Here is a 22,359-nt window from a genome sequence, read left to right as displayed (position 1 = left end):
ATGAGCAGAAGTGGGATGCTTGAGAAATATGATTAATATCAACGCGTTATGGCAGCCCGTGATAGTGGGCCGTCTCGGCTGTTGGTGGCATCGCTTCGACAGAAGCACAAGATGCTTTGCCTTTTCGGCGCAATTCCGCCGTACCCGTAGGAAGGCGACCGTCCCGGGGCGCATGCCCCTGGACGATGCGGCCAAACGCGGTGAGCTGAGCTCCTCGTGCTGTTCGCCTAGTCGATTCGCAAAGGAACGGCGATGGGACTGAGTACGTCAGCAGCTATTGCACCAGGCGGTCGGCGAGCGGCGCAGCGTCCGCGTGTCCCTAACCCCGCACTCGCAAACCTTCCTCAAATTGCTTCGCTCGATGCTGCCTTTGAGCGAATGGAGTTTTTGCCAGCAGATGCAACTGCTGAGACGGCCGTCATGCCGACAGTTCAGCACGCCCATCTTGGATTCGACCTCGTGCGCGCCGTGTATCAAAGCGCCAGCGAACGAGACCTCTCGTTGCTTGAATTCCGGAATAAGATTGAGTCAGCCCTCGAGGTTATGTTTCACCAATCTGACCGGCACGGGCATTCCACTCCGGCCGCTAAGGTGCGTGTGCCCAATGCTGTTGCGCGTGGCTTCCTCGTTGTTGTGCCAGAAGGAATGGGGCGACTTGCAATACGTCGGGCCCTCGTGAGGCTATTCGGCGAGGAGGTGGACGAGATTGACGTCGATTCGCCGGAAGGATTGGTGTGCTATTTGAGAGCGAGAATCCTCGTGGTCCAGTTCGGGCCCACTGGCGGTCTCAGAGCCTTTGCGAAGGGATTTGTTAAGGCGTTTGACGACGCTCTAGGCATGAACCTGTTTAGCAAAGCACGTGGACGAATTCATCGTGGCGAAGACGAGATAGGCGCGCTGCTTCAGGCGCTTGCTATCGCAGGTAGCCTCGGATGCCTCATTGTTGAAAATATCAACACGCGAAACGCCCGGCCAGACAAAGCTTCTGAGCTTTGGGACACTCTCGCGCGTTTCGCAGATGAGACCGGAATTCCCGTCGTCATTATGGTAACTCCGGGCGCCGCGGCCGCGTTGGCTGAACAGGACTCCGCTCGTCGGGCGCTATCTGGCGCCGGCCAATACTACATCCCCCCACACGCTGTTGATTCACTGCATTGGCTTGCCGAGGCGCAGTTCATCTTCAATCGGTATCTGCGAAAACATTTCGGAACCGAGGCTCCCGATTGGTATTTCGATGTGCTCTGGAAGGAAACGCTGGGCCACACAGACATTGGGCACAAGCTCTGCGCGCATATGTCGCGAAATTGGCGCGATTTAGTCACCACGGATGTATCGCGCGACCACTTTAGCCGCGCGGCAGAACTGGCGCTGCTTTTGGAACAGCCGCACCTTAAAGCAATCGCGACAGCTCGCAAATATGGCGGCTCACTCACCAACACGAGCGTCCGCCGCCACGGCGACTGGTTGCCGCTCGACCTTGTCATGCAGACCGTCCCTGGGCTGGAAGATGAGAAAGGGCGACGGATTTCATATCTGGGGGATGTAGGCCGCGGAGGGACTAGCGGTGCGTAAGACATTTCTGCCTGCGGCGCTCGGCGAAACAGCAACGAGTGTCCTTTGCATGGTCTCGCGTACGACGGATTCGCTCCTCGCGAGGCGAACATATATGGAAGTAGAGCGGAGTGGTCGAACTATATTGGGCAGTCTCCCGTGCAGGGCTCGCAAGTTTTGCTCGCTTACAGAAGGAGCTTACGGCGAGCCGGACCAAGTCCTATCCGCGTTTTCGCTGCTACCGCTTCATTTGCTTGGGGTGCATGCGTCGATGAAAGACCGCGCCGTCGAGTCAGTGACGGAGGCATCGCAAGCTCGTACATCCTTTTGCCATCTGCCGCCGCTCTACCAGTGCTGGAATAGGCACGGACTGCAGTGCCCCGAGTGTCGAATCATTGCGCGCGTACAGTTTGGTCGAAGGGTTTCGTACTGCATGCACTGTGCAGATTTCATAACACGCTGCCCACTGCATGACTGCGAGCTCGACTGCGATGAAGAGTGCAGCACGTTGGAATCGCTGATGAATCAGTCTTCGGCAGGTGTTGCGGGCAGCAACGCATTGCGCTTTGCGCGGATGACGTATTCCCTTGCGTTCTTGGCACCTCAAACGCCGACACGTGAGCGCGTGTTTCATTCGCTGCGCGAGAAGGGCTACGTCACACAGGAGGGGCACGTTCGCGTCGAGCCTCTTCGACGGGCGCTGCGGTCTATTTTCTCCGAGGGATTCGAAGACGTCCGACTTGATGCGCTGATTCGGGACGTTGATGTTGTCGCGGCATATTTGAAGGCTGCGAATAGCGACAGGCGAGTGATTCATCCGGTCTTGATGGTGCTCATGGAGTGGCTCGCGGCGGATATAGACGCTCTGCCGAAGTCTCGATGCCGTCGCACATCCGACACTGCCATGCAAGTTTCAGACGCAGCGCAGTTGGCGGCGAAGCGGGCGGCTTGGATGGCTCTCCGGCACGAATCGCGCGAAATGACCAGGACTCAAGTCAGACATCGCGCACAGGCGCTATGGACATGGTTGTACAGACACGACCGCGTCTGGCTCAAATCGAACGAAGCACCGATTCGCAGAGTAGGACAGCCACGGACGCCTCGTGCGATACCTACCGTGGTTTTGAACCGAATTTGTGGCAACACGAAGGACTTTCGTTTCTCCGCAGATGGACTTGCCCCGCTGCCGTCCTCTTACCAGACGCGAATCAGCTATGGGATGTCAGTCGTCGCGTTCAATTTGGCCGCATCGAGATTAAATGGAGCCGGAGTTCTTGCCCAACTGCCGGCACAACGTGAGGTATTCGTATCCAGACGTGTAGAACACGCACAAGCCCAGCTCACGCTCTCTGGCGCTGCAGTGAACAGCTCCAGCATCACCCGCAGGTCTCGACTGCGTAAAGACACAATCAACCGCCATGCGCACGTAGTCCACCAGCAATGACGAACTCTCTAGGACTTTTAATACGCTCTCCAATAATGCCGGAGGAGGACTTTGGACGGTACTTGGTTCGCATCGGCCGCTTTGCTAGCAAGGGGAAGTTGCCTCACGCGCGCTTGTGGCCAAGCGGACTAGGTACATATGCTGACGAATTACGTCGCTACGTCGGCTCCCGTGACAGCGTCCTCGAGCACAACTCATCGGTACCTCTCGTATTGCGGACGATGAGACCTCAGGAAAAAGAAATAGTGCTGAATCACTTCTTTGAGCAAAGCAAAGAAGGTCTGATGTCATTTTTGGGGCTCAACGGCCCTGGGTCTGGGTGGGCTCGACTGGCCCCAGGAAGGTGCCCACGTTGTATCGTTGAGGACATCGCGCCAGGCAACAAGCCGCTTCCATTCTGGCGCCGTGAGCATCTTATACCGGGCCTACTCATGTGCTCGCGTCATAAGTTGCCGCTACACACAACATGTGACAGTTGCGCCGATGTCTCGCAATTCGAAATGTACGGCGTGCATCCGGCTGCTCATTGCGGCTGTGGACTCCGTCCGCTTCGGCAGGCATCGATTCTGGCAGGCGCGGATGCAGACTCGGAGATTGAGCTCGCGAGAATCTCCGCTCGCCTGCTCAATAGCAATTACATGCCGACATTCAAGCGAGAGCGAATCGCACACGAGGTTGCGCGCGCGGTCAAAGGACACGGCCTGATGATGGATGGTCGAATCAATTGGGCCCGCACATTGGACTTCTTCCGGAGTAACACTGATGCACGGTTGCTCGACCGAGTCAACGCAACCGTCCATTGCACTGGCTCGCTACAAAAGGTCCTAAATGGGACAAAAGTGTTGCGCCATCCATTGCAATGCATTGCTCTTCTCAAGGCGCTCTTTGGCGCTTGGGGTGCGGTTGAAGAGGCGTTTGCGTCGCCGGTCGATGATGACGCATCGCATCCAGAGCTGCCCTGCGAGCCGAGGCGCAGCCAAAGTAGAAATACGGTCTATCGCAACGCATGGAGAGAGAGGCATTGCTCACGGTGGTTCGAACACTATCGGGGTCTATATCGCGAACTCAGAAATGGGAACCCAGAAATGACGCATAAGCAACTGTTGAACCAGATGCCACATAACGCTCGGCTATTCATCACTCAGCGGTCGCTCTTTGAGGCGGGCGAGGACGTATCCCATTTCGGCTTTCGTGGAATCGGACCTCGTGAAGACTACTACGAGAGACTCGATGCATCTATGAGCGCATACGTTGCCACCCGAGCGCGCCGGTTGATAGAAGACGGGTTTCGTCGCCGACTTACCGAGACTGTTCTTGTTCGTGGCCACCGTATGGACCGTGCATGGGGGAGCATTAAGCATCTGATGCCTTCGACTCGAGAGGAGCTCGACGAGCACGTTGAAACGGCGGCTGCATTCAGAGAGCGCATTCCACTTTCTGTGGGTCGACCGGCGCGATTGGTGTGAAGTCTGTCCGACAGCGAATGGTCATTCTGACACTCACTATGATTGGAGAGCAAAGTGGACGCTGACATTTCACACGAAGGTTTCGCCATCCACGGCGACCCAGCGACTACCGACTCAAAGACGCGGGGAAAGCCGTTATCGCAGGCGACTGCGTTGAATTTCTCGACCATTGACGCTCGATACCCGCTGCTTCGTCTGGACACCTTCAAAATACTTGAACTCCCGCGTCCGTTCGCCACGCCGTCTGGCCTAGTCCTACCACCCTTCGATGATTTCGGTTGGCCGCATGGAGAAGACTATTCCGCGCTGCTGGAGGCGAGGACCCCATCGCTCAGTACGCGGACGACCTTCCGCGGGCTGAAGTTCGCTCGGCGGTACGAGGCGTTGTCCATCGGCGAGCTGTGGGTTCTTTTTGCATTGTTGTTCCATCCGTATGTCGTGGATATTCGCGAGCAGTATGGCGTCTACGATTCAGAGCGTCTGATAAGCGAGATTCGAGCGGGGCGGCGCATGCTACGAACTGACCTGATGACGCTGGACGTAAACGTTACATACGTCCTCCCCGGGTCCCGGCAACTCCGGTATCACGTTGTGTCCGTGAAACACAGCGACTACGCGCCGGATGAAACCGACATGAGACGCGAGCAGCGAGAGCGCGAGGTAATGGCCGCACGAGGCTGGACGTGGGAACTGGTGAAGCGCAATGCATTAACTGCAAGAGAATGGAGTAACTATTTTGTCCTTTATCGCGCCGTTCGGGACCAGAACATCGAAACGTTGTACCGCTCTGCGCGGGACTTCGCGAGAGCAGTTCTCGGAAGCAGCTTGATGAAAGACATGAATTCGGTCCTTGACCGTCTGTCCCGGCGACTTGGAGTCAACGCACATCAGCTCTTCTCGGTTGCGGTCGCATACGGCTTTCTAACGCTCGACCACAGTAAGGAGCTTCGCGGAGACGCTCCAATCGCGCTTATCCGGTAGCGCAACCCTGAATATTTTGTGGATAATTATTTGAAATTTAGGATAACTATTGATGCGGGTATATATGAGCCAGACTTTGAACAGGACAGAAGTTCGTCCTCAAGTAGCGGAGCCCGAACTGTTAGAGCGGCTTTTGACGTTTGAGGCTGCAAATTGGCCCAAGGGGTTGCATCGATTTTCGCTTTTCAAACGTGCGCGAGATGGAGACTACGTGGTGTACAGACCCGTCGTATGGGACCCGCAAAAGAGGTTGATGCATGTCTTGAAGATGGCGGCAACAGGAACTCCGAAGCGTGATGGGGAATGGGAAGAATGGCTCGTTGATTCAGATGACAGCCCTCTCTCCGACGTGTATCTCGTGGACGAAACTGTAAGGCCTAGCGAGCTGGGCAATGATGTCGAAGCTTTGGATGACAGTGAGCGGCAGGGACTTGCTGAGCGCCAACGAGTGCTTGATGCGTACTGTTACGTTGATTCCAAGGGTCTGGGAAAACGAGAAGACTATGTGTTTAACTCCCTCGTTGTCACTGACGAGAAGCAGCAAAAGCGCGCGTTTGCGCACTTGAAGGTTGCGCTCGGTGAGCCTCGGAGTTTCATCACGACTATCAAACGCCTATTCAGTCGATATTGCCAATTTGGCGGTGTGCCGACCGCGCTCGCAAAGCTTACTGACCGCATGGGTGGGAGAAGTAAGCGTCGCCCCGGAAGCTACAACACAAAGCCCGGTCCAACTTCGGAGTCGGAAAGGCGGCGTCGTGCTCGGAACAACGCCGCAGGAAGAGACACAGAGTGGCGACAGCGTCCTGTCCGCCCGAGCGATATTGAAAAGTTTGTTCAAGCCCTGACGAAATATTGGGCGAGCGGACGTAAGTCTCTTCAGCAGACATACGATTGCATGGTCTTGGACGGCTATCACAAGTGGCCCACTCGCTTGATACCGAGCTATACAACGTTCAGGTATCACGCAGTTGAGTACCTAATTAAAGACTTCGGCCTGAAGCAGCTGCGAAACGGGAAGGTTCTGACCGACCAGTACAACAATGCCCGGACCGGACAGTCGAGCTTTCTGACTCAAGGTGTTATTGAGATTGTCGACATCGACGGATTCGATGCGAAGATTGCAATTGCCGTTCGTGTTCGGAGAAAGATTAAACGCGTTCACATTTGTGTTTTGCTCGCGGTCTCCAGGCTTTCAGGGGCTATTGTTGGATATGAACTCGCCCTCAAGGGCGAGAATGCGGAAGCCTTTCGCCGGTGTATTGCATCCATCTACTTGCCCAAGGAGCAGCGAGCCAGCGAACTCGGCTTAGAGGATGCAAGTGGGCTATTGGCCGGCAACATTGACGGAATCTTCGTCGACAACGGCGCAGGGGCTTCCGAAGCTGTCGTTATCTCAGCATGTGAAGCGATGGGCTTGATGCGGATGCTACCGCCCCCAGGGCGAGGCGATTACAAGGGTACATGTGAAGGCGTCAACAATCTTATGATTTTGATGATGGCAGACGAGCGCGGTGGCTACACGCGTCGTACCGACCATCTTTCTCGCGAGATTCGCCGCCTGAAAGCGAAAAATAAGCCTATCACGCTCAACGAGTTCGAGCGACTGCTGATGTTGGCGATACAGCACTACAACCTCTACACAAACAAGAAAAAACTTCGGACGCGAGCTATGCGGGATGTTGGTGTTGGAATTACGCCCGCCGCGATTTTTGCGTACACGCAGAAGCTGCGTCGGGGCGATGCCGGACGCTGGCTTTCACCACGGGAGGTGTACGACCGATTCATTCCTTGGGAAACCAGAGTCTGCCGGCGGGGGCTGGTCGAGTTCATGAAGATGCGGTACTCGTCCGAGGAGCTCGCGGAGGTCTTCAACGGGCATGCAAAGGCCGCGGACTCGGTCCAAAAGCCTTTGGAAATCCCCATCAAACGCATCGATGGGTACGCCAAGCACCTACTCTGGCGTCGCTCGGATGGGTCGGCGGGGGTAATTGAACTTGTCGATGAAGACGCTCGAAGTGTCGGAGACGTAACCTGGAAAGGTCTCGAGTTCTTCAATGAAGACGATGACAACCAAGAAGAAGAACTTCGCCCTCGTCGGCGCCAGAGCCGGAACAGAGTAACGGTTAAGGTGCAAGAGGGCGTCCAGAAGGCGGAGAGGAATCGCGCGGATATAGGCGTCGGAAGCTTGGCGGGTGGGAATCTCCGGGATGCGCGGGAGAACGCCCAAGCCAAGCGCGATGAGAAACGAGGGCGCGCACAAGCCGAGGCGCTCGCTGTGGAGGTTCCGGCCGTTCGCGCCTCGAACGCTCAGCGGGGAACGGCCCAACCCGTTGTTGCATCCTCGGAAGGGTCTTACTTGCAGCGATTGAAGGCGAGGATGAGCGGGGTTTTCAACTCAGACGATTCTTACGTTTAGCGACGTAAACAGCGGATGAAGGGACGGTGTTTGGCCCGGGAATCGAAATGGGTCGGACAGGACAACCCGTCCCCATTCCCCGAGAAACGCTCCAGCGCACAACGATTGGGTCCGAGCCACTAATGGGGACTCGACAAATCCACTCTGACGGAGTTGCCCGCCGAATAAGGCGTAGACAGGAATAACCGTTTCTTCGAATTATCCGAGGCTGGCGAATTCGGCGGAGCCTAGCAAAGAGGTGCTGCAGGCATCGCGTGTGCATTCAGCTCGAACGCTTTGATTTAAAGCAACATTTCGCTTGTAGCCAAGATTGACCGGGCGCGTAGACACGACTAATCCAAGTTCGCAGTTGCTCAAGCGCCTGAGCGAACTCGGCGTGACGTCTGTCGTCAACAAGTCGGACGATCTCAGCCATATCGGGCTCGCGGTGCAGCATGTCAGCCGCAACCTCGAATACATGAGCCCGTCCGTCAAGGCGTCGCTCGATACACTGCGCATGAATGCCGGTGGTAAGAACGACGAAGTGATGCTGTCGAAACGCGAACTGGAAGTGGTGCGTCTGTTCGTGTCAGGCATGACGATCAAGGAGATCTCGGAGCATCTCAACCGCAGCATCAAGACCATCAGCACGCAGAAGAACACCGCCATGCGCAAGCTCGGGATCGAGCGCGATTCCGAGTTGTTCCAGTACGCGCAAAGCAATGGCTTGCTGAACCTGTCGTCGCATTCAACGGAAGACAAAGGCGGAGTGTCTTAAGGTTGCATGCGAGGCTTAAGGTAAAAATAGAAAAGGGCGCCTGTCGATAAGACAGGCGCCCTTTTTATTCGATCCGCGCGAGGCGGAGCGGCTTACTGCGGCGTCGAGGTTGCGCCGCCGTGCGCCGCCGACCATTCAGCCGGTGCGTGCAGGAATTTTTCCACTTCGTCGAGCGTCTTGGTGTCGAAGTATTTGTTTTCCTTCGCGACGCGCAACACGTCCCACCACGTGGCGAGCGCGTGCAGATCGACGTCGATGTCTTTCAGCACCGACACGCTTTCCTTGAAGATGTTGTAGTGGAACAGCACGAAGCAGTGGTTCACCGTGGCGCCGGCGGTGCGCAGCGCATTGATGAAGTTGATCTTGCTGCGGCTGTCCGTGGTCAGGTCTTCGACCAGCAGCACGCGTTGACCTTCAGTCAGCAGACCTTCGATCTGCGCGTTACGGCCGAAACCCTTCGGCTTCTTGCGCACGTATTGCATCGGCACCATCAGGCGATCGGAGAGCCATGCCGCGAACGGAATGCCGGCGGTTTCGCCACCGGCGACCGCATCGATCTGCTCATAGCCGACGTCGCGCAGAATCGTGGACTCGGCCATTTCCATCAGGCCGCGGCGCACGCGCGGATACGAGATCAGCTTGCGGCAGTCGATATAAACCGGGCTCGCCCAGCCGGACGTGAAAATGTACGGTTTCTCCGCGTTGAAGTGCACTGCTTGCACTTCCAGCAGCATTTTGGCGGTCGTGTCGGAGATCGTCTGGCGATCGAAGCCTGTCATGGGCGGATCCTTGGGTGTGAGCGGGGAGAAGCGGGCGCGGGGCCCGGTGGCGCAGCAAGCGTGGTATTCCGCGCCATGTTGGGCGGAATACGCAGCCGGTCAGTGGAGTGCAGGCCGGTTTTTGCTGCGCGCGTAGGCCGACATTTTACCCGAAACGGACCCTTCCGAGGAGGCCGTCGTGCGTGGCCGCGGCGAATGACGGTCATAACGGACGCGCCGGGCAGGCTTGGGCGGGCATCGAAGGGCGCATCGGGCGCCTGCATCCACGAGCGCTTTTTGGTTCGCTTGTGGGCCGTCAGGGGCGCCTTTACACTCACGCGAATTTCTCGGGCGCCTGCCGCCATTGCCGCCCATTCGACCTACGGAATGCTTTCAATGAACACCGTTTCCTCCGCCACCGACCCCCGCGCATCCGTGAGAAATGGCTACGCCGGCCGGGCGCTGATCGCCTCGGTGCTCGGCTACGCGATGGACGGCTTCGATCTGCTGATCCTCGGCTTCATGCTGCCGGTGATTGCCGCCGATCTGCACCTGAGCTCCGCGCAGGCCGGCTCGCTCGTCACCTGGACGCTGATCGGCGCGGTGGCGGGCGGTCTGATCTTCGGCGTGCTGAGCGACTATTTCGGCCGCGTGCGCATGCTGACGTGGACGATCTTGATCTTCGCCGTGTTCACCGGCTTGTGCGCCCTTGCCCAAGGCTATGCCGATCTGCTGACCTACCGGACCATTGCGGGAATCGGTCTCGGCGGCGAATTCGGCATCGGCATGACGCTCGTGGCCGAGGCATGGCCGGCGTCGCAGCGGGCGCGCGTCTCGTCGTACGTCGGTTTGGGATGGCAGCTCGGCGTGTTGGCTGCGGCATTGCTGACGCCGCTGCTGTTGCCGGTGATCGGCTGGCGCGGCATGTTCGCGCTCGGGCTGTTGCCGGCGGTGGTCTCGTTCTTCGTACGGCGCCGCGTCGAGGAACCGGCGCTCTTCACCGAGCGCGTGGCGCGCGGCATGCGCAAGCTGCCGCTGAAATTGCTGGTGGCCGATGGCCGCACCACGCGCGCCAGCATCGGCGTCGCGATTCTCTGCTCGGTGCAGAACTTTGGCTACTACGGTCTGATGATCTGGCTGCCGAGCTATCTGTCGAAAACCTTCGGCTATTCGCTGACCAAATCCGGATTGTGGACCGCCGCGACGATTCTGGGCATGGCGTGCGGCATCTGGCTATTCGGCATCGCCGCCGACCGCTTCGGCCGCAAGCCGACCTTTCTGTTTTACCAGGCGGGCGCGGTGGTGATGGTGTTCGTCTACGCTCACCTGAGCACGCCGATGGCGCTGCTGATCGGCGGCGCGGCGATGGGCGTGTTCGTCAACGGCATGATCGGCGGTTACGGTGCGCTGATCTCGGAGCTTTATCCGACCGATGCGCGCGCCACCGCGCAGAACGTGCTGTTCAATGTCGGCCGCGCGGTGGGCGGTTTTGGGCCGGTGGTGGTGGGCGCTCTGGCCGCCCGCTACTCGTTCGGCGCGGCGCTCGCTTTGCTCGCGTCGATCTATTTGCTCGACATCTTCGCGACACTCTTCCTGATTCCCGAACGACGCGGCGCCGAGCTCGAGTGAGCGCGAATGGCCGGTCCGTGACCTGCGGATGACAAACCGCAAGACGCCCACCGGATGCGGCGCTGCAGCATTGCGCGAGCGCTGTTTCGCCGATGGTGAGCATGGTTAACCAGTCAGTGCATCGACTCATTCGGGGTGTACACTAACCGACCCGCGAAGCACTCCGCATCGTCCTGTCCTCCGGCGAGGTTCGACGCGGCGCCAACCGGCGCAAGCGAAAACCGCCTCAATCGATTATCCATTCGATAGATGCACGCGACGCTGACGGTGCGGTGTGCCGGGCCCAATTTCTTACGTCTCGCAGGCCAAAAAATGGACGAACAACTTAAGCAAAGCGCTCTCGCATACCACCAGAATCCGAAACCCGGCAAGATTTCGGTCACGCCTACCAAGCCGCTATCGAACCAGCTCGATCTGTCGCTGGCGTACTCGCCCGGCGTCGCCGCGGCCTGTATGGCGATCTACGACGAGCCGCTCGACGCGCAGAAGTACACCTCGCGTGGCAACCTGGTCGGCGTGATCACGAACGGCACGGCCGTGCTCGGTCTCGGCAACATCGGCCCGCTCGCCGCGAAGCCGGTCATGGAAGGCAAGGGCTGTCTCTTCAAGAAGTTCGCGGGCATCGACGTGTTCGACATCGAACTCGCCGAGTCCGATCCGGACAAGCTGGTCGAAGCGATCGCGATGCTCGAGCCGACGCTCGGCGGCATCAACCTCGAAGACATCAAGGCGCCCGAGTGCTTCTACATCGAGAAGAAGCTGCGCGAGCGCATGAAGATTCCGGTCTTCCACGACGATCAGCACGGCACCGCGATCATCGCGTCGGCGGCTATCCTGAACGGCCTGAAAGTGGTCGGCAAGAAGCTCGACGAAGTGAAGCTGGTGTGTTCGGGCGCGGGCGCTGCGGCAATCGCGTGTCTGGACCTGCTGGTGAACCTGGGCCTGTCGAAGAAGAACGTTCTCGTTACCGACTCCAAGGGCGTGATCTACGAAGGCCGCGGCAACCTCGATCCGTCGAAGGAACGCTACGCGGCGAACACCGAGGCACGCACGCTTGCTGACGCGATCCGCGGCTCCGACGTGTTCCTCGGCTGCTCGAGCGCCGGCGTGCTGAAGCCGGAGATGGTCGCCGAAATGGGCACCCAGCCGCTGATTCTCGCGCTGGCGAACCCGGAACCGGAAATCCGCCCGGAAGACGCCAAGAAGGTTCGCCCGGACTGCATCATCGCGACCGGCCGTTCGGACTACCCGAACCAGGTCAACAACGTTCTGTGTTTCCCGTTCATCTTCCGCGGCGCGCTGGATGTCGGCGCCACCACGATCACGGAAGAAATGAAGCTCGCCTGCGTGCGCGCCATCGCCGAACTGGCCGAAGAAACCGATCAAGGCGATGAAGTCGCGAAGGCGTATGAAGGCCACTCGCTGGAGTTCGGCCCCGAGTATCTGATTCCGAAGCCGTTCGATCCGCGCCTGATCATCAAGATCGCGCCGGCCGTCGCGCAAGCCGCGATGGATTCGGGCGTCGCGACACGTCCGATCAAGGACATGGACGCGTATCGCGAAGAACTCGGCACGACGGTGTATCGCACGGGCATGGTGATGCGTCCGGTGTTCGCCGCGGCGAAGTCGGAGCCGGCGCGTATCGTGTTCGCCGAAGGTGAAGACGAACGCGTGCTGCGCGCCGCGCAGTTCGTGCTGCTGGAAAAGATCGCCAAGCCGATTCTGGTCGGCCGTCCGTCGGTGATCGAGATGCGTCTGAAGAAGATGGGCTCGAAGCTCAAGTGCGGAGAAGACTTCGAGATCGTCGATCCGGAAGACGATCCGCGCTATCAGCAATGCTGGCAGGCGTACCACGAACTCGGCGCGCGCGAAGGCGTGACGCCGGACGTGGCGAAGGCCGCAATGCGCAAGTTCAACACGCTGATTGGCGCGATCCTCGTGCGCCTCGGCGAAGCGGACGGCATGATCTGCGGCATGATCGGCCAGTACCACACGCATCTGAAGTTCATCGAGCAGGTGCTGGGCAAGGCGGACAACGTGCAGAACTTCGCTGCGATGAATCTGCTGATGCTGCCGGGCCGCAATCTGTTCATCTGCGACACGTACGTGAACGAAACGCCGACCGCCGAGCAACTCGCCGATATGACGATGCTGGCCGCGGGTGAAATCGAGAAGTTCGGTATCACGCCGAAGGTTGCGTTGCTGTCGAATTCGAATTTCGGCAGCGCGCCGTCGTCGTCGTCGCAACGCATGGCCGCGGCTCGCAAGCTGATCGCGGAACGTGCGCCGTGGCTCGAGATCGACGGTGAAATGCATGGCGATGCGGCATTGTCGGAAGCCGTGCGCAAGGCTGCGTTCCCGGGCACGACGCTGACCGGCGAAGCCAACCTGCTGATCATGCCGAATGTGGAAGCGGCGAACATCACGTACAACCTGCTGAAGATGATCGGCGGTGAAGGCGTGACGGTCGGTCCGTTCCTGCTGGGCGCGGAAAAGCCGGTGCACATCCTGACGCCGGCTGCGACCGTGCGCCGGATCATCAATATGACGGCAGTGGCGTCGGCCAACGCGCGCAAGGCAGTGAACGCGAAGTAATGCGTATGTTTTGAGACTCGGAGCGGCGCCTCGTCGAGGCGTTCGCGACGAGTCTGCGAAAAAAGCCACGGATGCTGAGCCCGTGGCTTTTTTATTGGCGCAGTCGTTGCGCCGGCGTCACGCGTCACGTCTCACAGCACGCAAAAAAAGGCGGCTATCCGCGAGGACAGCCGCCTTTTGTTTTCAGACCGGCGAGCCGGTCAAGCCATTCCGATCACGCCGCGTGTTGCGTCTTTCCAGCCTCCGGCGAACGCCACCGCGCCAGCAACTCGTTCCATTTGACGCGCACGCCCTTCAGGTTGTTTTCCTTCACGTGACCGTAGCCGCGGATGCCGTCCGGCAGATTCGCCAGCTCTATAGCCAGTTCACGCTTCTGCGCAGTCAGACCCGCGATCAGTTCACGCACCAGCGCCTCATACTCGCCGATCAACGCACGTTCGGTACGACGCTCTTCCGTCTTGCCGAACACATCGAGCGCGGTGCCGCGCAGGAACTTGAAGCGGGCCAGCACGTGCATCGCGCTGAAAACCCAAGGGCCGTACTTCTTCTTCACCAGATGACCCTTGGCGTCCTTCTTCGAGAACGTCGGCGGCGCAAGGTGAATGTGCAGCTTCCAGTCGCCTTCAAAATTCGCCTTCAGTTTTTCGATGAACGCCGGATCGCTGTACAGACGGGCGACTTCGTACTCGTCCTTGTAGGCCATCAGCTTGTGCAGGTTCTTCGCGACTGCCTCGGTCAACGGCAACTGGCCGTCGATCGAATCGAGCGCCGACTCCGCGGCGCGCACTTGCGACACCAACGCGCGATAGCGCTCGGCATATGCGCTGTTCTGCCACGCCGTCAGGTACTCGGCGCGTTTGTCGATCAGCGTGTCGAGCGCTTTCGGCGTGTGCAGCGAGATGATCTTGCTGCTTGCCGTTTCCGCCGCCGCGCCGCGTCCTTGCGATTGCGCGAGTTTGCGTACCGCGGCCAGATCGTGCGCGGCGCGGCGGCCCCACTCGAATGCCGCGCGGTTCTTCTCGACCTGCACGTTGTTCAGCTCGATGGCGCGCATCAGCGACTGATACATGAGCGGCACCCAGCCGCGTTGCCATGCGTAGCCGAGCACGAACGGGTTCGTATAGATCGCATCGCCGAGCAGCGCGACGGCGAAGTGATTCGCGTCGACCGTATCGACGCCGTCGTCGCCCGCGGCGGCGCGCACGTCGGCTTCCGTGCTGGTGCCCGGGAAGCGCCAGTTCGGGTTCTTGATGAGCTCGGCGGTCGGCGTATGCGCGCTGTTCAACACGACGCGCGTGCGGCCTGCCTGCATGCGCGACACACATTCGTCGCTGGCCGTGACGATCGCATCGCAGCCGATCACGAGACTCGCTTCGCCCATGGCGATGCGGGTCGCGTGGATGTCGGCCGGATTCTTCGCGATCTGCACGTGGCTCATCACGGCGCCGCCTTTCTGCGCGAGGCCGGTGACGTCGAGCACGGTGACGCCCTTGTTCTCCAGATGCGCGGCCATGCCGAGCAGCGCGCCGATCGTCACGACACCCGTGCCGCCGACGCCCGTCACCAGCACGCCGTACGGCCGCTCCATGGACGGCAAGTCGGGTTCCGGCACCGGCGGCATCGCGTCGCCGGCGAGGCCGGAGGCGGCCTTCGGTTTGCGCAGCTGACCGCCTTCAACGGACACGAAGCTCGGGCAGAAGCCGTTCACGCACGAGAAGTCCTTGTTGCAGGTCGATTGATTGATCTGGCGTTTCGTACCGTACTCGGTATCGAGCGGCTCGACCGACAGGCAGTTCGACTTCACCGAGCAATCGCCGCAGCCTTCGCACACGGCCTCGTTGATCACGACGCGGCGTGCCGGGTCCGGATACGTGCCGCGTTTCCTGCGGCGGCGCTTTTCGGTCGCGCAGGTCTGGTCGTAGATCAGGATCGTCGTGCCGGACACTTCGCGCAGTTGCCGCTGCACTTCGTCGAGCTTGTCGCGATGATGAATGTCGATGCCCGGCGCGAGGCCGACGTTCGCCGAGTACTTCTCCGGCTCGTCGGTGACGATTACGATTTTCGTCGCGCCCTCGGCGGCGAGCTGATGCGTGATCTGTGGGACGGTCAGCACGCCGTCGACTGGCTGGCCGCCGGTCATGGCGACTGCGTCGTTATAGAGAATCTTGTAAGTGATGTTGGCTTTCGACGCGATCGCCGCGCGAATCGCCAGCAGCCCCGAGTGGAAGTAAGTACCGTCGCCGAGATTGGCGAACACGTGCTTGTCGTTGCTGAACGGCGCCTGGCCGATCCACGCGACGCCTTCGCCGCCCATCTGGCTGAAGGTGCTGGTGCTGCGGTCCATCCAGACCGTCATGTAATGGCAGCCGATGCCGGCCATTGCGCGCGAGCCTTCCGGCACATTGGTCGATGTGTTGTGCGGGCAGCCCGAGCAGAACCACGGCTTGCGTTCGGCTTCGACGCGCGGCCGCGCCAGTGCCTTTTCCTTCGCTTCGATCACCGCGATGCGCGTGGCGATGCGAGCGCGCACATCGGACGGCAAGTCGAATTTGTCGAGCCGCGTGGCGATCGCCTTGGCGATGATCGCTGGCGAGAGTTCGTAGTGCGCCGGCAGCAGCCAGTTGCCCATCGGCACCGACCATTCGCCGCCCGCGCCGTCTTTCTCGTCGAACTTGCCGAACACGCGGGGACGCTGCGCGTCAGGCCAGTTGTACAGTTCTTCCTTGATCGCGTATTCGAGAATCTGGCGCTTTTCCTCGACCACCAGAATTTCGTCGAGGCCGCGCGCGAAGGCCTGCGCGCCTTGCGCCTCGAGCGGCCACACGCAGCCGACCTTGTACAGACGGATGCCGATGCGCGAACAGGTTTCGTCATCGAGACCGAGGTCGGTCAGCGCCTGACGCACGTCGAGATACGCCTTGCCGCCGGTCATGATGCCGAAGCGCGCATGCGGCGAATCGATTTCGACGCGATCCAGCTTGTTGGCGCGCACGTAGGCGAGCGCCGCGTACCACTTGTAGTCGAGCAGACGCGCTTCCTGCACGAGCGGCGGGTCCGGCCAGCGGATATTCAGACCGCCCTCGGGCATCGCGAAGTCTTCCGGCAGAATGATCTTCGTGCGGTGCGGATCGATATCAACCGATGCCGACGATTCGACCACATCGGTCACGCATTTCATCGCGACCCACAGACCGGAATAGCGGCTCATCGCCCAGCCGTGCAGACCGAAGTCGAGATATTCCTGCACGTTCGACGGGAACAGAACCGGCAGGCCGCACGCCTTGAAGATGTGTTCGGACTGGTGCGCGAGCGTGGACGATTTCGCCGCGTGGTCGTCGCCGGCGAGCACGAGAACGCCGCCGTTGCGCGCCGAGCCGGCCGAGTTGCCGTGCTTGAAGACGTCGCCGGAACGGTCGACGCCTGGGCCTTTGCCGTACCACATCGAGAACACGCCGTCGTACTTGGCGCTCGGGTACAGATTGACCTGCTGCGAACCCCAGACGGCAGTAGCCGCGAGGTCTTCGTTGACGCCTGGCTGGAACACGACCTGATGCGCGGCGAGATGCTGTTTCGCCTTCCACAGGGATTGGTCGAGTCCGCCGAGCGGCGATCCACGGTAACCGGAGATGAAGCCGGCGGTATTGAGCCCGGCGGCCTGGTCGCGTTCCTGCTGCAGCATCGGCAGACGCACCAGCGCCTGGATGCCGCTCATGTACGCGCGGCCGCGTTCGAGGGTGTATTTGTCGTCGAGCGTGACGGAAGACAACGCGGCTTCGAGCGAGGCTCGCTGACCTGCGTCTAGCGGGGCATTCATTATGTGTACTCCTCCAACCAGTTTGGGATCACCAAAACTTTTTTTGGGCCCCGGCATCTTGTGAATGCTTGGGCCGGGGCCGTCATCTTGACGTGTTTTAAGTGATGGTAGCACTGGTGAAAACCCGCCGCAGGCTAGCAAAAACTCCACGTCAGAGGCACGCGACCGACGGCTGACGCTGCCGTGCGCCTGGGGTTCGATCGTGCAACATTCGACGGCAGGCATGTAACAAGCTGTAAAAGCTACAAATCCGCGGAACCGTAGTTGAAATGCCTGTCTAACACCCCACCTGTGAGCAATGTCCGCGCAACGCTCCGCATTCGGCGGAGCTTCACGACAACAGGGCAGTTAGAAAAGGAGTACGCATGAACACGAGAAACATCCAGACCTTCCTGATGGTTTCGGCCGCATTTTTCGCCATGAGCGCACCCGTGCGCTCGAACTCGGGCAGTGCAGGGGCGTTATCGAACGCGGTGACCCGTACGGCGCAGGTCGCGCCCGCACGCATTGCCATGGACCGCGTCACGCGATCCACCAAGTCCGACGAGGAAGACCAGAATTCGTGATGCGCCGCGCACGCGGTGTGTCGGTTGAATAACCGGCCGTTGTCCGACCAGGATTGACTTGAGACAACGGCGCCAATGAAAAGGGCGGGGATCGTGAGATCCTCGCCCTTTTCATTTGGATCTATGTGTCCGCTCTCGTGAAGCGGCGCAAGCCGTCAGACTTTGTCTTGCACCACGCCGCGGCGAATCTGATCCAGTTCGATCGATTCGAACAGCGCCTTGAAGTTGCCCTCGCCGAAGCCTTGATTGCCCTTGCGCTGAATGATCTCGAAGAAGATCGGGCCGATCTGGTTTTCGGTGAAGATCTGCAGCAGCAAATCATCGGGCGCGCCGTCGATCAGGATCTTGCGCTTGCGCAGTTCGTCGAGCGGTTCGCCATGATTCGGCACGCGGCGATCGACCAGTTCGTAGTAAGTGTCGATCGTGTCGAGCAGCGAGATGTTCGATGCGCGCAAACCGTCCACCGTGCGGTAGATGTCGTTGCTGCCGAGGGCAATGTGCTGAATACCTTCGCCGTGGTACGCGTCGAGATATTCCTGAATCTGGCCGGCGGTTTCCGATCCTTCTTCGTTGATCGGGATGCGGATCTTGCCGCACGGGGAGGTCATCGCCTTCGACTTCACGCCGGTCACCTTGCCTTCGATGTCGAAGTAACGCACTTCGCGGAAGTTGAACAGACGCTCGTAGAACTCCGCCCATTCCTGCATCCGGCCGCGATGCACGTTGTGCGTCAAGTGGTCGATGTAGGTCAGGCCGTGGCCGACCGGGTTCGGGTTCGCTCCCGGAATGGGTTCGAAGTCGACATCGTAAATGTCGATGTTTCCAATGGTGCTCGGCTCGGCGCCGTTCTTGCCGCGCCAGCGGTCGACGAAATAGATCAGCGAGTCGCCAATGCCTTTGATCGCCGGAATGTTCAATTCCATCGGGCCGGTTTTGTTGTCGAAGCCCCAGGCGCCTTTTTCGAGAGCCTGTTTGTACGCCTTGGCGGCGTCCTGAACGCGGAAAGCGATCGCGCAGATCGACGGACCGTGCAGACGCGTGAAGCGTTGCGCGAACGAATCCGGCTCCCCGTTGACGATGAAGTTGATTTCCCCCTGGCGATACAGCGTCACATCTTTATGACGATGCCGCGCGACGGCGGTGAAGCCCATCTGTTCGAAGAGCTTGCCGAGCGCCTTCGGATCCGGCGCGGTGTATTCGATGAACTCGAAGCCGTCGGTGCCGAGCGGATTTTCCCAAGTTGAAACCTGCATTTGTCTGTCTCCTGATGTGCGATTGCGCGACTCAATGACGCAAGTGTAAAGGCCTGTCCGCAGCGAAAACTTGCGAACTTAATCGCGCATCGATACGCTGACGCTAGTTTCTAGCTCAATATTTAGAATGGACGGCAGAAAATGGCCCATATAGAGATAGACGCCATCGACAGGCGGATTCTGGCGATCCTTCAGGAGAATGGCCGGCTGTCGAATCAGGAGATCGCCGAACGCATCAATCTTTCGCCGAGTCCGTGTCTGCGGCGTATCCGTCGGCTGGAAGAGAGTGGCGTGATCCGCGGTTATGTCGCGTTGCTCGATGCGCAGCGACTCGGGCTCGACTTGCTCGCTTATGTGAATGTGCGGCTGGAAAAGCGCGGCGGCCCGGCGCTCAGTCCGCGTGGTGACGCCACGCATGCCGATCTGTTCCGCGCGGCCGTCCAGGCTTGGCCGGAAGTGGTGGCGTGTCATGCGATGACCGGCGAGATGGACTACCTGCTGCGCGTCCAGGTGGAGGATATGGCGCACTTTTCGCGCTTCGTGCAGGATCAGTTGCTGCACCATCCGTCGGTGATCGACGTGAAAACGAGCTTTTCACTGGAAAAGATCAAGGAGACGACGGCGCTGCCGATTTTGTGAGCACGGCGGCGTGGCGTGCGACCGCCCAGCAAACAAAAAGGGCAGCCACGGGGCCGCCCTTTGTTGTTTGCCGAAGCGCAAGCGTTTTAGGCTGCGACTTCCGTCGGCATGAACGACTCGAACAGCTTCGACGCCTGACGCGCTTGCCGCTTGAGCGCGTAGTCGAACACTGCGGCCTGCTCCTGCAGCATTTCAGCGATGATGCTCGATTGATCCGCCGGCGGCAGCGTGAGGTAAGCGTCGGCCTCGCCGTAAGAGTATTCGATCTTCATGCCGGCCTTCTTCGCGATGTGCATCATGGTCGAATTGCGCGACAGGCAGTGCATGTACAGCATGGTGACGTGCGTATTGCGGCTGCGAATGGCGGCGCGCTCGAACAGCTTCGAGCCGATGCCCTGGCCGCGAACGCTTTCCAGCACGGACACGCCGAACTCGGCCGTGCGCTTGTCGCCTTCAACAGGCAGATAGGCCAGGTGGCCGACGCCGGTCAACTGCAATTGATTGTTGAACACGCCGAAGACGGTGTCACGCTTGAAGTCGATCGCGCGAACATAGTTTTCAATGACGTGGTCCGGCACGATCTGGCCGAAGCGCAGGAGTCGGTCGTCTTCGTCGAGCGCGAGGAAGTGGGTCAGCAGACGTTCGCGGTCGACAGCGGTGAGCTCGCGGACCAGAGCAGGCGCACGACCGGCTGGCTGCGTCAAACGATCGTGCGCGACGATCGGCTCAGCGGCGCGGGGTGTAATCAAGTTCATGGTCGGGTTCTCCTTTTAGTCGAGCGGCGTGGTGCACCGCGAAAGCAATTTTAACGGAGATCCAGACCGCGCACTAGGGAAAACCCGTATCAATATTTGAGGGGGATGCCTAAAAAGGTTGCGCCCTATTTTTAAGTTGTTGATTTTTTATCATAAATAAATGGAACGGGCGTTCGTGACACGATGTCGCACATCGGCCACTTCGGACCGTTATCTCATATGAATATTGTTGCGGTGCGGAATTACGCTGGATTCGAGCTCAATCCGTGGTCCACCATGCCGACCACCTGCTCGGCAAATTCACGGTAGCCCATCCGGCCATCCGGCTTCAGCCAGGTGAATGTCCAGTTGATCATGCCGAACACCATCATGGTGAGCGCGGTCTGATTGTCGCGCGTGGCGCGCTCCGGATACGCGCGGGCCAACTGCCGCGCAAAAGCGGCGACCACGTCGCGCTGACGGTTCAGGATTACTTCGCGCTGGGTGTCGACCAGATACTTCACGTCGTTCAACAGCGCGACGTGCCGGCTATGTGACGTCTCATATTCCGACAGAAACGCCCGGATCAGTTCGGCGAAGGTTTCGCGCTCCGACAAGCCGCGCCGCTGACTCGCGCCTTCCACCTCGGCGATGATCAGCATCAGCCGCTTGGTGTAACGGTCCAGCAGATCGAACAGGATCGCTTCCTTGCTCGCGTAGTAGTGGTAGAGGCGCGCTTTCGAGGTGCCGCTCGCGGCGGCGAGATCGGCCATCGAGGTGCTCGGATAGCTGGTCTGGGCGAATTTCGCCGCGGCGAGTTCGAGAATCTGCTCGCGTTGGGTTTCGTGGTCAGGGGCTCGGGTGCGGGCCATAGTCGTCTGTTTTATTAGTGTGGACAGGGGGCAAACGCCGCGCACAATTCCAGCGTGCGCCATGCACTTGCGTCGCCGCGCAGCTTGATGCGCCGGGTCGCGGCCAGTTCGCGGAAGCGCCACAGCACAATGCTGTCGCTGACCAGGAATCCGAGTTCGGCGGTCATCAATTCGGCGGCAACGCGCGCGGCCGGCTGCCAGTCTTCAGTAACGTGCTCGAAAATCAGCGCGTCCAGTTCCACGAAGGTGCCGCTCGTGAAGGTATTGTCGCGCCAGCGCCGCGTTTCGCCGTTCGCGTGTTTGACTTCCTGCCATTCAAGCGCGAGCCGGCTGATGCGCAGCACGGAAATCGGTGCGGCGTCCGGTAGCCGGGATTGCAGCACGGCCGGCGCGAACATGCCGACCGACGTCGCGCGGTCTTTACGACTATGCGCCCACGCGCCCGGATCGGTGAGATCGCGAATCGACAGACGCACTTCGTTCAGGCGCTGCGGGCTGTTGCGCAGGTGATAGCAGACGCGGCGCAGCATCAATTGATCCGATGCGCTTTCGCCGTGCCACACCACCAGATTCGCTTCGCCGCGCGCGATATTCTCCAGCGCCGCGGCCTGTTCGCGGAATTCCCGAAGGAAATCACGCCGGGTGTCCGCGCTCACGCGATCCCAGAAGTCCGCGCGCACGTCCGGCGCGTCGTCGACGCCGCGTAGCGGGCCGACCGCGAGATCGTCGCGCAATGCGTGCACGCGATCGTCGCGGCCGGCATCCAGCAATGCGGTGCGCAGTGACTCGGCGGCGACATCGCCGTTGGTGAGGTGGATCGTGCTCATCGGCAGTGGCGTGGGGCGGTTAACAACACTAGGGGCCGGCGGGGCCCCCCGCGAACC

General features: G+C 59.9%; 15 protein-coding genes and 2 pseudogenes. 11 read left to right on the top strand and 6 right to left on the bottom strand.

Annotated features, from left to right (window positions below; genetic code table 11):
- The first annotated feature begins 252 nt into the window (after positions 1 to 252).
- From PQR42_RS43560 to PQR42_RS43530, 7 genes and pseudogenes are all read left to right on the top strand, one after another.
- Positions 253 to 1,572, top strand: coding sequence for a hypothetical protein (locus PQR42_RS43560; protein ID WP_408495809.1), 1,320 nt, complete (start codon positions 253 to 255; stop codon positions 1,570 to 1,572).
- Positions 1,573 to 2,071: 499 nt separating this feature from the next.
- On the top strand, positions 2,072 to 2,995 hold the full coding sequence (locus PQR42_RS43555) for a TnsD family Tn7-like transposition protein (RefSeq protein WP_408495807.1): 924 nt from the start codon (positions 2,072 to 2,074) through the stop codon (positions 2,993 to 2,995).
- Positions 2,992 to 3,441, top strand: a pseudogene (locus PQR42_RS43550) (TniQ family protein); the annotation flags it as partial. The gene PQR42_RS43555 and the pseudogene PQR42_RS43550, both read left to right, overlap by 4 nt.
- Before the next feature lie 54 nt (positions 3,442 to 3,495).
- Positions 3,496 to 4,461 (top strand): hypothetical protein, encoded by a 966-nt coding sequence (locus PQR42_RS43545; protein ID WP_408495821.1) that lies wholly within the window; start codon positions 3,496 to 3,498, stop codon positions 4,459 to 4,461.
- A 54-nt stretch (positions 4,462 to 4,515) separates the two neighbouring features.
- On the top strand, positions 4,516 to 5,442 hold the full coding sequence (locus PQR42_RS43540; protein WP_408495805.1) for a PDDEXK family nuclease: 927 nt from the start codon (positions 4,516 to 4,518) through the stop codon (positions 5,440 to 5,442).
- Positions 5,443 to 5,506: 64 nt separating this feature from the next.
- Complete coding sequence (locus tag PQR42_RS43535) at positions 5,507 to 7,858, top strand: TnsB C-terminal domain-containing protein (protein ID WP_408495803.1); 2,352 nt, start codon at positions 5,507 to 5,509, stop codon at positions 7,856 to 7,858.
- Between the two features lie 346 nt (positions 7,859 to 8,204).
- Positions 8,205 to 8,615: pseudogene (locus PQR42_RS43530) on the top strand (LuxR C-terminal-related transcriptional regulator); the annotation flags it as partial.
- A 92-nt stretch (positions 8,616 to 8,707) separates the two neighbouring features.
- On the opposite strand, the gene PQR42_RS43525 reads toward PQR42_RS43530, so the two are convergent.
- Positions 8,708 to 9,394, bottom strand: coding sequence for an orotate phosphoribosyltransferase (locus PQR42_RS43525; protein ID WP_128585320.1), 687 nt, complete (start codon positions 9,392 to 9,394; stop codon positions 8,708 to 8,710).
- A gap of 375 nt (positions 9,395 to 9,769) precedes the next feature.
- On the opposite strand from PQR42_RS43525, the gene PQR42_RS43520 reads away from it, so the two are divergent.
- Positions 9,770 to 11,002 carry an MFS transporter gene (locus PQR42_RS43520; RefSeq protein WP_408384153.1) on the top strand — a complete coding sequence of 411 codons (1,233 nt, stop codon included), beginning with the start codon at positions 9,770 to 9,772 and terminating at the stop codon, positions 11,000 to 11,002.
- A 312-nt stretch (positions 11,003 to 11,314) separates the two neighbouring features.
- On the top strand, positions 11,315 to 13,597 hold the full coding sequence (locus PQR42_RS43515) for an NADP-dependent malic enzyme (protein ID WP_408220137.1): 2,283 nt from the start codon (positions 11,315 to 11,317) through the stop codon (positions 13,595 to 13,597).
- 214 nt (positions 13,598 to 13,811) lie between these two features.
- Here PQR42_RS43515 and PQR42_RS43510 read toward each other — a convergent pair whose 3' ends face one another.
- Positions 13,812 to 17,411 carry an indolepyruvate ferredoxin oxidoreductase family protein gene (locus PQR42_RS43510; RefSeq protein WP_408393669.1) on the bottom strand — a complete coding sequence of 1,200 codons (3,600 nt, stop codon included), beginning with the start codon at positions 17,409 to 17,411 and terminating at the stop codon, positions 13,812 to 13,814.
- A 365-nt stretch (positions 17,412 to 17,776) separates the two neighbouring features.
- Here PQR42_RS43510 and PQR42_RS43505 point away from each other — a divergent pair, with 365 nt between their 5' ends.
- Positions 17,777 to 17,977 (top strand): hypothetical protein, encoded by a 201-nt coding sequence (locus PQR42_RS43505; protein WP_132376678.1) that lies wholly within the window; start codon positions 17,777 to 17,779, stop codon positions 17,975 to 17,977.
- A 155-nt stretch (positions 17,978 to 18,132) separates the two neighbouring features.
- Here the strand turns inward: PQR42_RS43505 and hppD are convergent, their stop codons facing one another.
- Entirely contained in the window at positions 18,133 to 19,230 is a 1,098-nt protein-coding gene (hppD, locus tag PQR42_RS43500; RefSeq protein ID WP_408220131.1) for a 4-hydroxyphenylpyruvate dioxygenase, read from the bottom strand.
- A gap of 141 nt (positions 19,231 to 19,371) precedes the next feature.
- On the opposite strand from hppD, the gene PQR42_RS43495 reads away from it, so the two are divergent.
- A complete protein-coding gene (locus tag PQR42_RS43495; protein WP_408393671.1) occupies positions 19,372 to 19,869 on the top strand; it encodes an Lrp/AsnC family transcriptional regulator in 498 nt (165 codons plus the stop codon).
- Between the two features lie 86 nt (positions 19,870 to 19,955).
- On the opposite strand, the gene PQR42_RS43490 is transcribed toward PQR42_RS43495, so the two are convergent.
- The 3 genes from PQR42_RS43490 to PQR42_RS43480 form a co-directional block, all read right to left on the bottom strand.
- Entirely contained in the window at positions 19,956 to 20,624 is a 669-nt protein-coding gene (locus tag PQR42_RS43490) for a GNAT family N-acetyltransferase (RefSeq protein WP_408220128.1), read from the bottom strand.
- A 242-nt stretch (positions 20,625 to 20,866) separates the two neighbouring features.
- Positions 20,867 to 21,475 carry a TetR/AcrR family transcriptional regulator gene (locus PQR42_RS43485; protein WP_132376682.1) on the bottom strand — a complete coding sequence of 203 codons (609 nt, stop codon included), beginning with the start codon at positions 21,473 to 21,475 and terminating at the stop codon, positions 20,867 to 20,869.
- A gap of 14 nt (positions 21,476 to 21,489) precedes the next feature.
- Positions 21,490 to 22,302, bottom strand: a complete 813-nt coding sequence (locus PQR42_RS43480; protein ID WP_408393673.1) for a DUF1835 domain-containing protein — start codon at positions 22,300 to 22,302, stop codon at positions 21,490 to 21,492.
- Positions 22,303 to 22,359 lie beyond the last annotated feature (57 nt).

The sequence above is a fragment of the Paraburkholderia sediminicola genome, assembly GCF_046027355.1.
Lineage (GTDB): Bacteria > Pseudomonadota > Gammaproteobacteria > Burkholderiales > Burkholderiaceae > Paraburkholderia > Paraburkholderia sediminicola_B.
The sequence above is the reverse complement of the archived record's forward strand: the minus strand, read 5'-3'. Positions and strand labels throughout refer to the sequence as shown.

What these genes read in the sequence shown, in the direction of transcription:
- PQR42_RS43485 (WP_132376682.1), bottom strand. Translation starts at nt 21,475, where the DNA reads ATGGCCCGCACCCGAGCCCCTGACCACGAAACCCAACGCGAGCAGATT.
- PQR42_RS43555 (WP_408495807.1), top strand. Translation starts at nt 2,072, where the DNA reads ATGAATCAGTCTTCGGCAGGTGTTGCGGGCAGCAACGCATTGCGCTTT.
- PQR42_RS43495 (WP_408393671.1), top strand. Translation starts at nt 19,372, where the DNA reads ATGGCCCATATAGAGATAGACGCCATCGACAGGCGGATTCTGGCGATC.
- PQR42_RS43490 (WP_408220128.1), bottom strand. Translation starts at nt 20,624, where the DNA reads ATGAACTTGATTACACCCCGCGCCGCTGAGCCGATCGTCGCGCACGAT.
- PQR42_RS43525 (WP_128585320.1), bottom strand. Translation starts at nt 9,394, where the DNA reads ATGACAGGCTTCGATCGCCAGACGATCTCCGACACGACCGCCAAAATG.
- hppD (WP_408220131.1), bottom strand. Translation starts at nt 19,230, where the DNA reads ATGCAGGTTTCAACTTGGGAAAATCCGCTCGGCACCGACGGCTTCGAG.
- PQR42_RS43510 (WP_408393669.1), bottom strand. Translation starts at nt 17,411, where the DNA reads ATGAATGCCCCGCTAGACGCAGGTCAGCGAGCCTCGCTCGAAGCCGCG.
- PQR42_RS43505 (WP_132376678.1), top strand. Translation starts at nt 17,777, where the DNA reads ATGAACACGAGAAACATCCAGACCTTCCTGATGGTTTCGGCCGCATTT.
- PQR42_RS43515 (WP_408220137.1), top strand. Translation starts at nt 11,315, where the DNA reads ATGGACGAACAACTTAAGCAAAGCGCTCTCGCATACCACCAGAATCCG.
- PQR42_RS43535 (WP_408495803.1), top strand. Translation starts at nt 5,507, where the DNA reads ATGAGCCAGACTTTGAACAGGACAGAAGTTCGTCCTCAAGTAGCGGAG.
- PQR42_RS43520 (WP_408384153.1), top strand. Translation starts at nt 9,770, where the DNA reads ATGAACACCGTTTCCTCCGCCACCGACCCCCGCGCATCCGTGAGAAAT.
- PQR42_RS43560 (WP_408495809.1), top strand. Translation starts at nt 253, where the DNA reads ATGGGACTGAGTACGTCAGCAGCTATTGCACCAGGCGGTCGGCGAGCG.
- PQR42_RS43545 (WP_408495821.1), top strand. Translation starts at nt 3,496, where the DNA reads ATGTACGGCGTGCATCCGGCTGCTCATTGCGGCTGTGGACTCCGTCCG.
- PQR42_RS43480 (WP_408393673.1), bottom strand. Translation starts at nt 22,302, where the DNA reads ATGAGCACGATCCACCTCACCAACGGCGATGTCGCCGCCGAGTCACTG.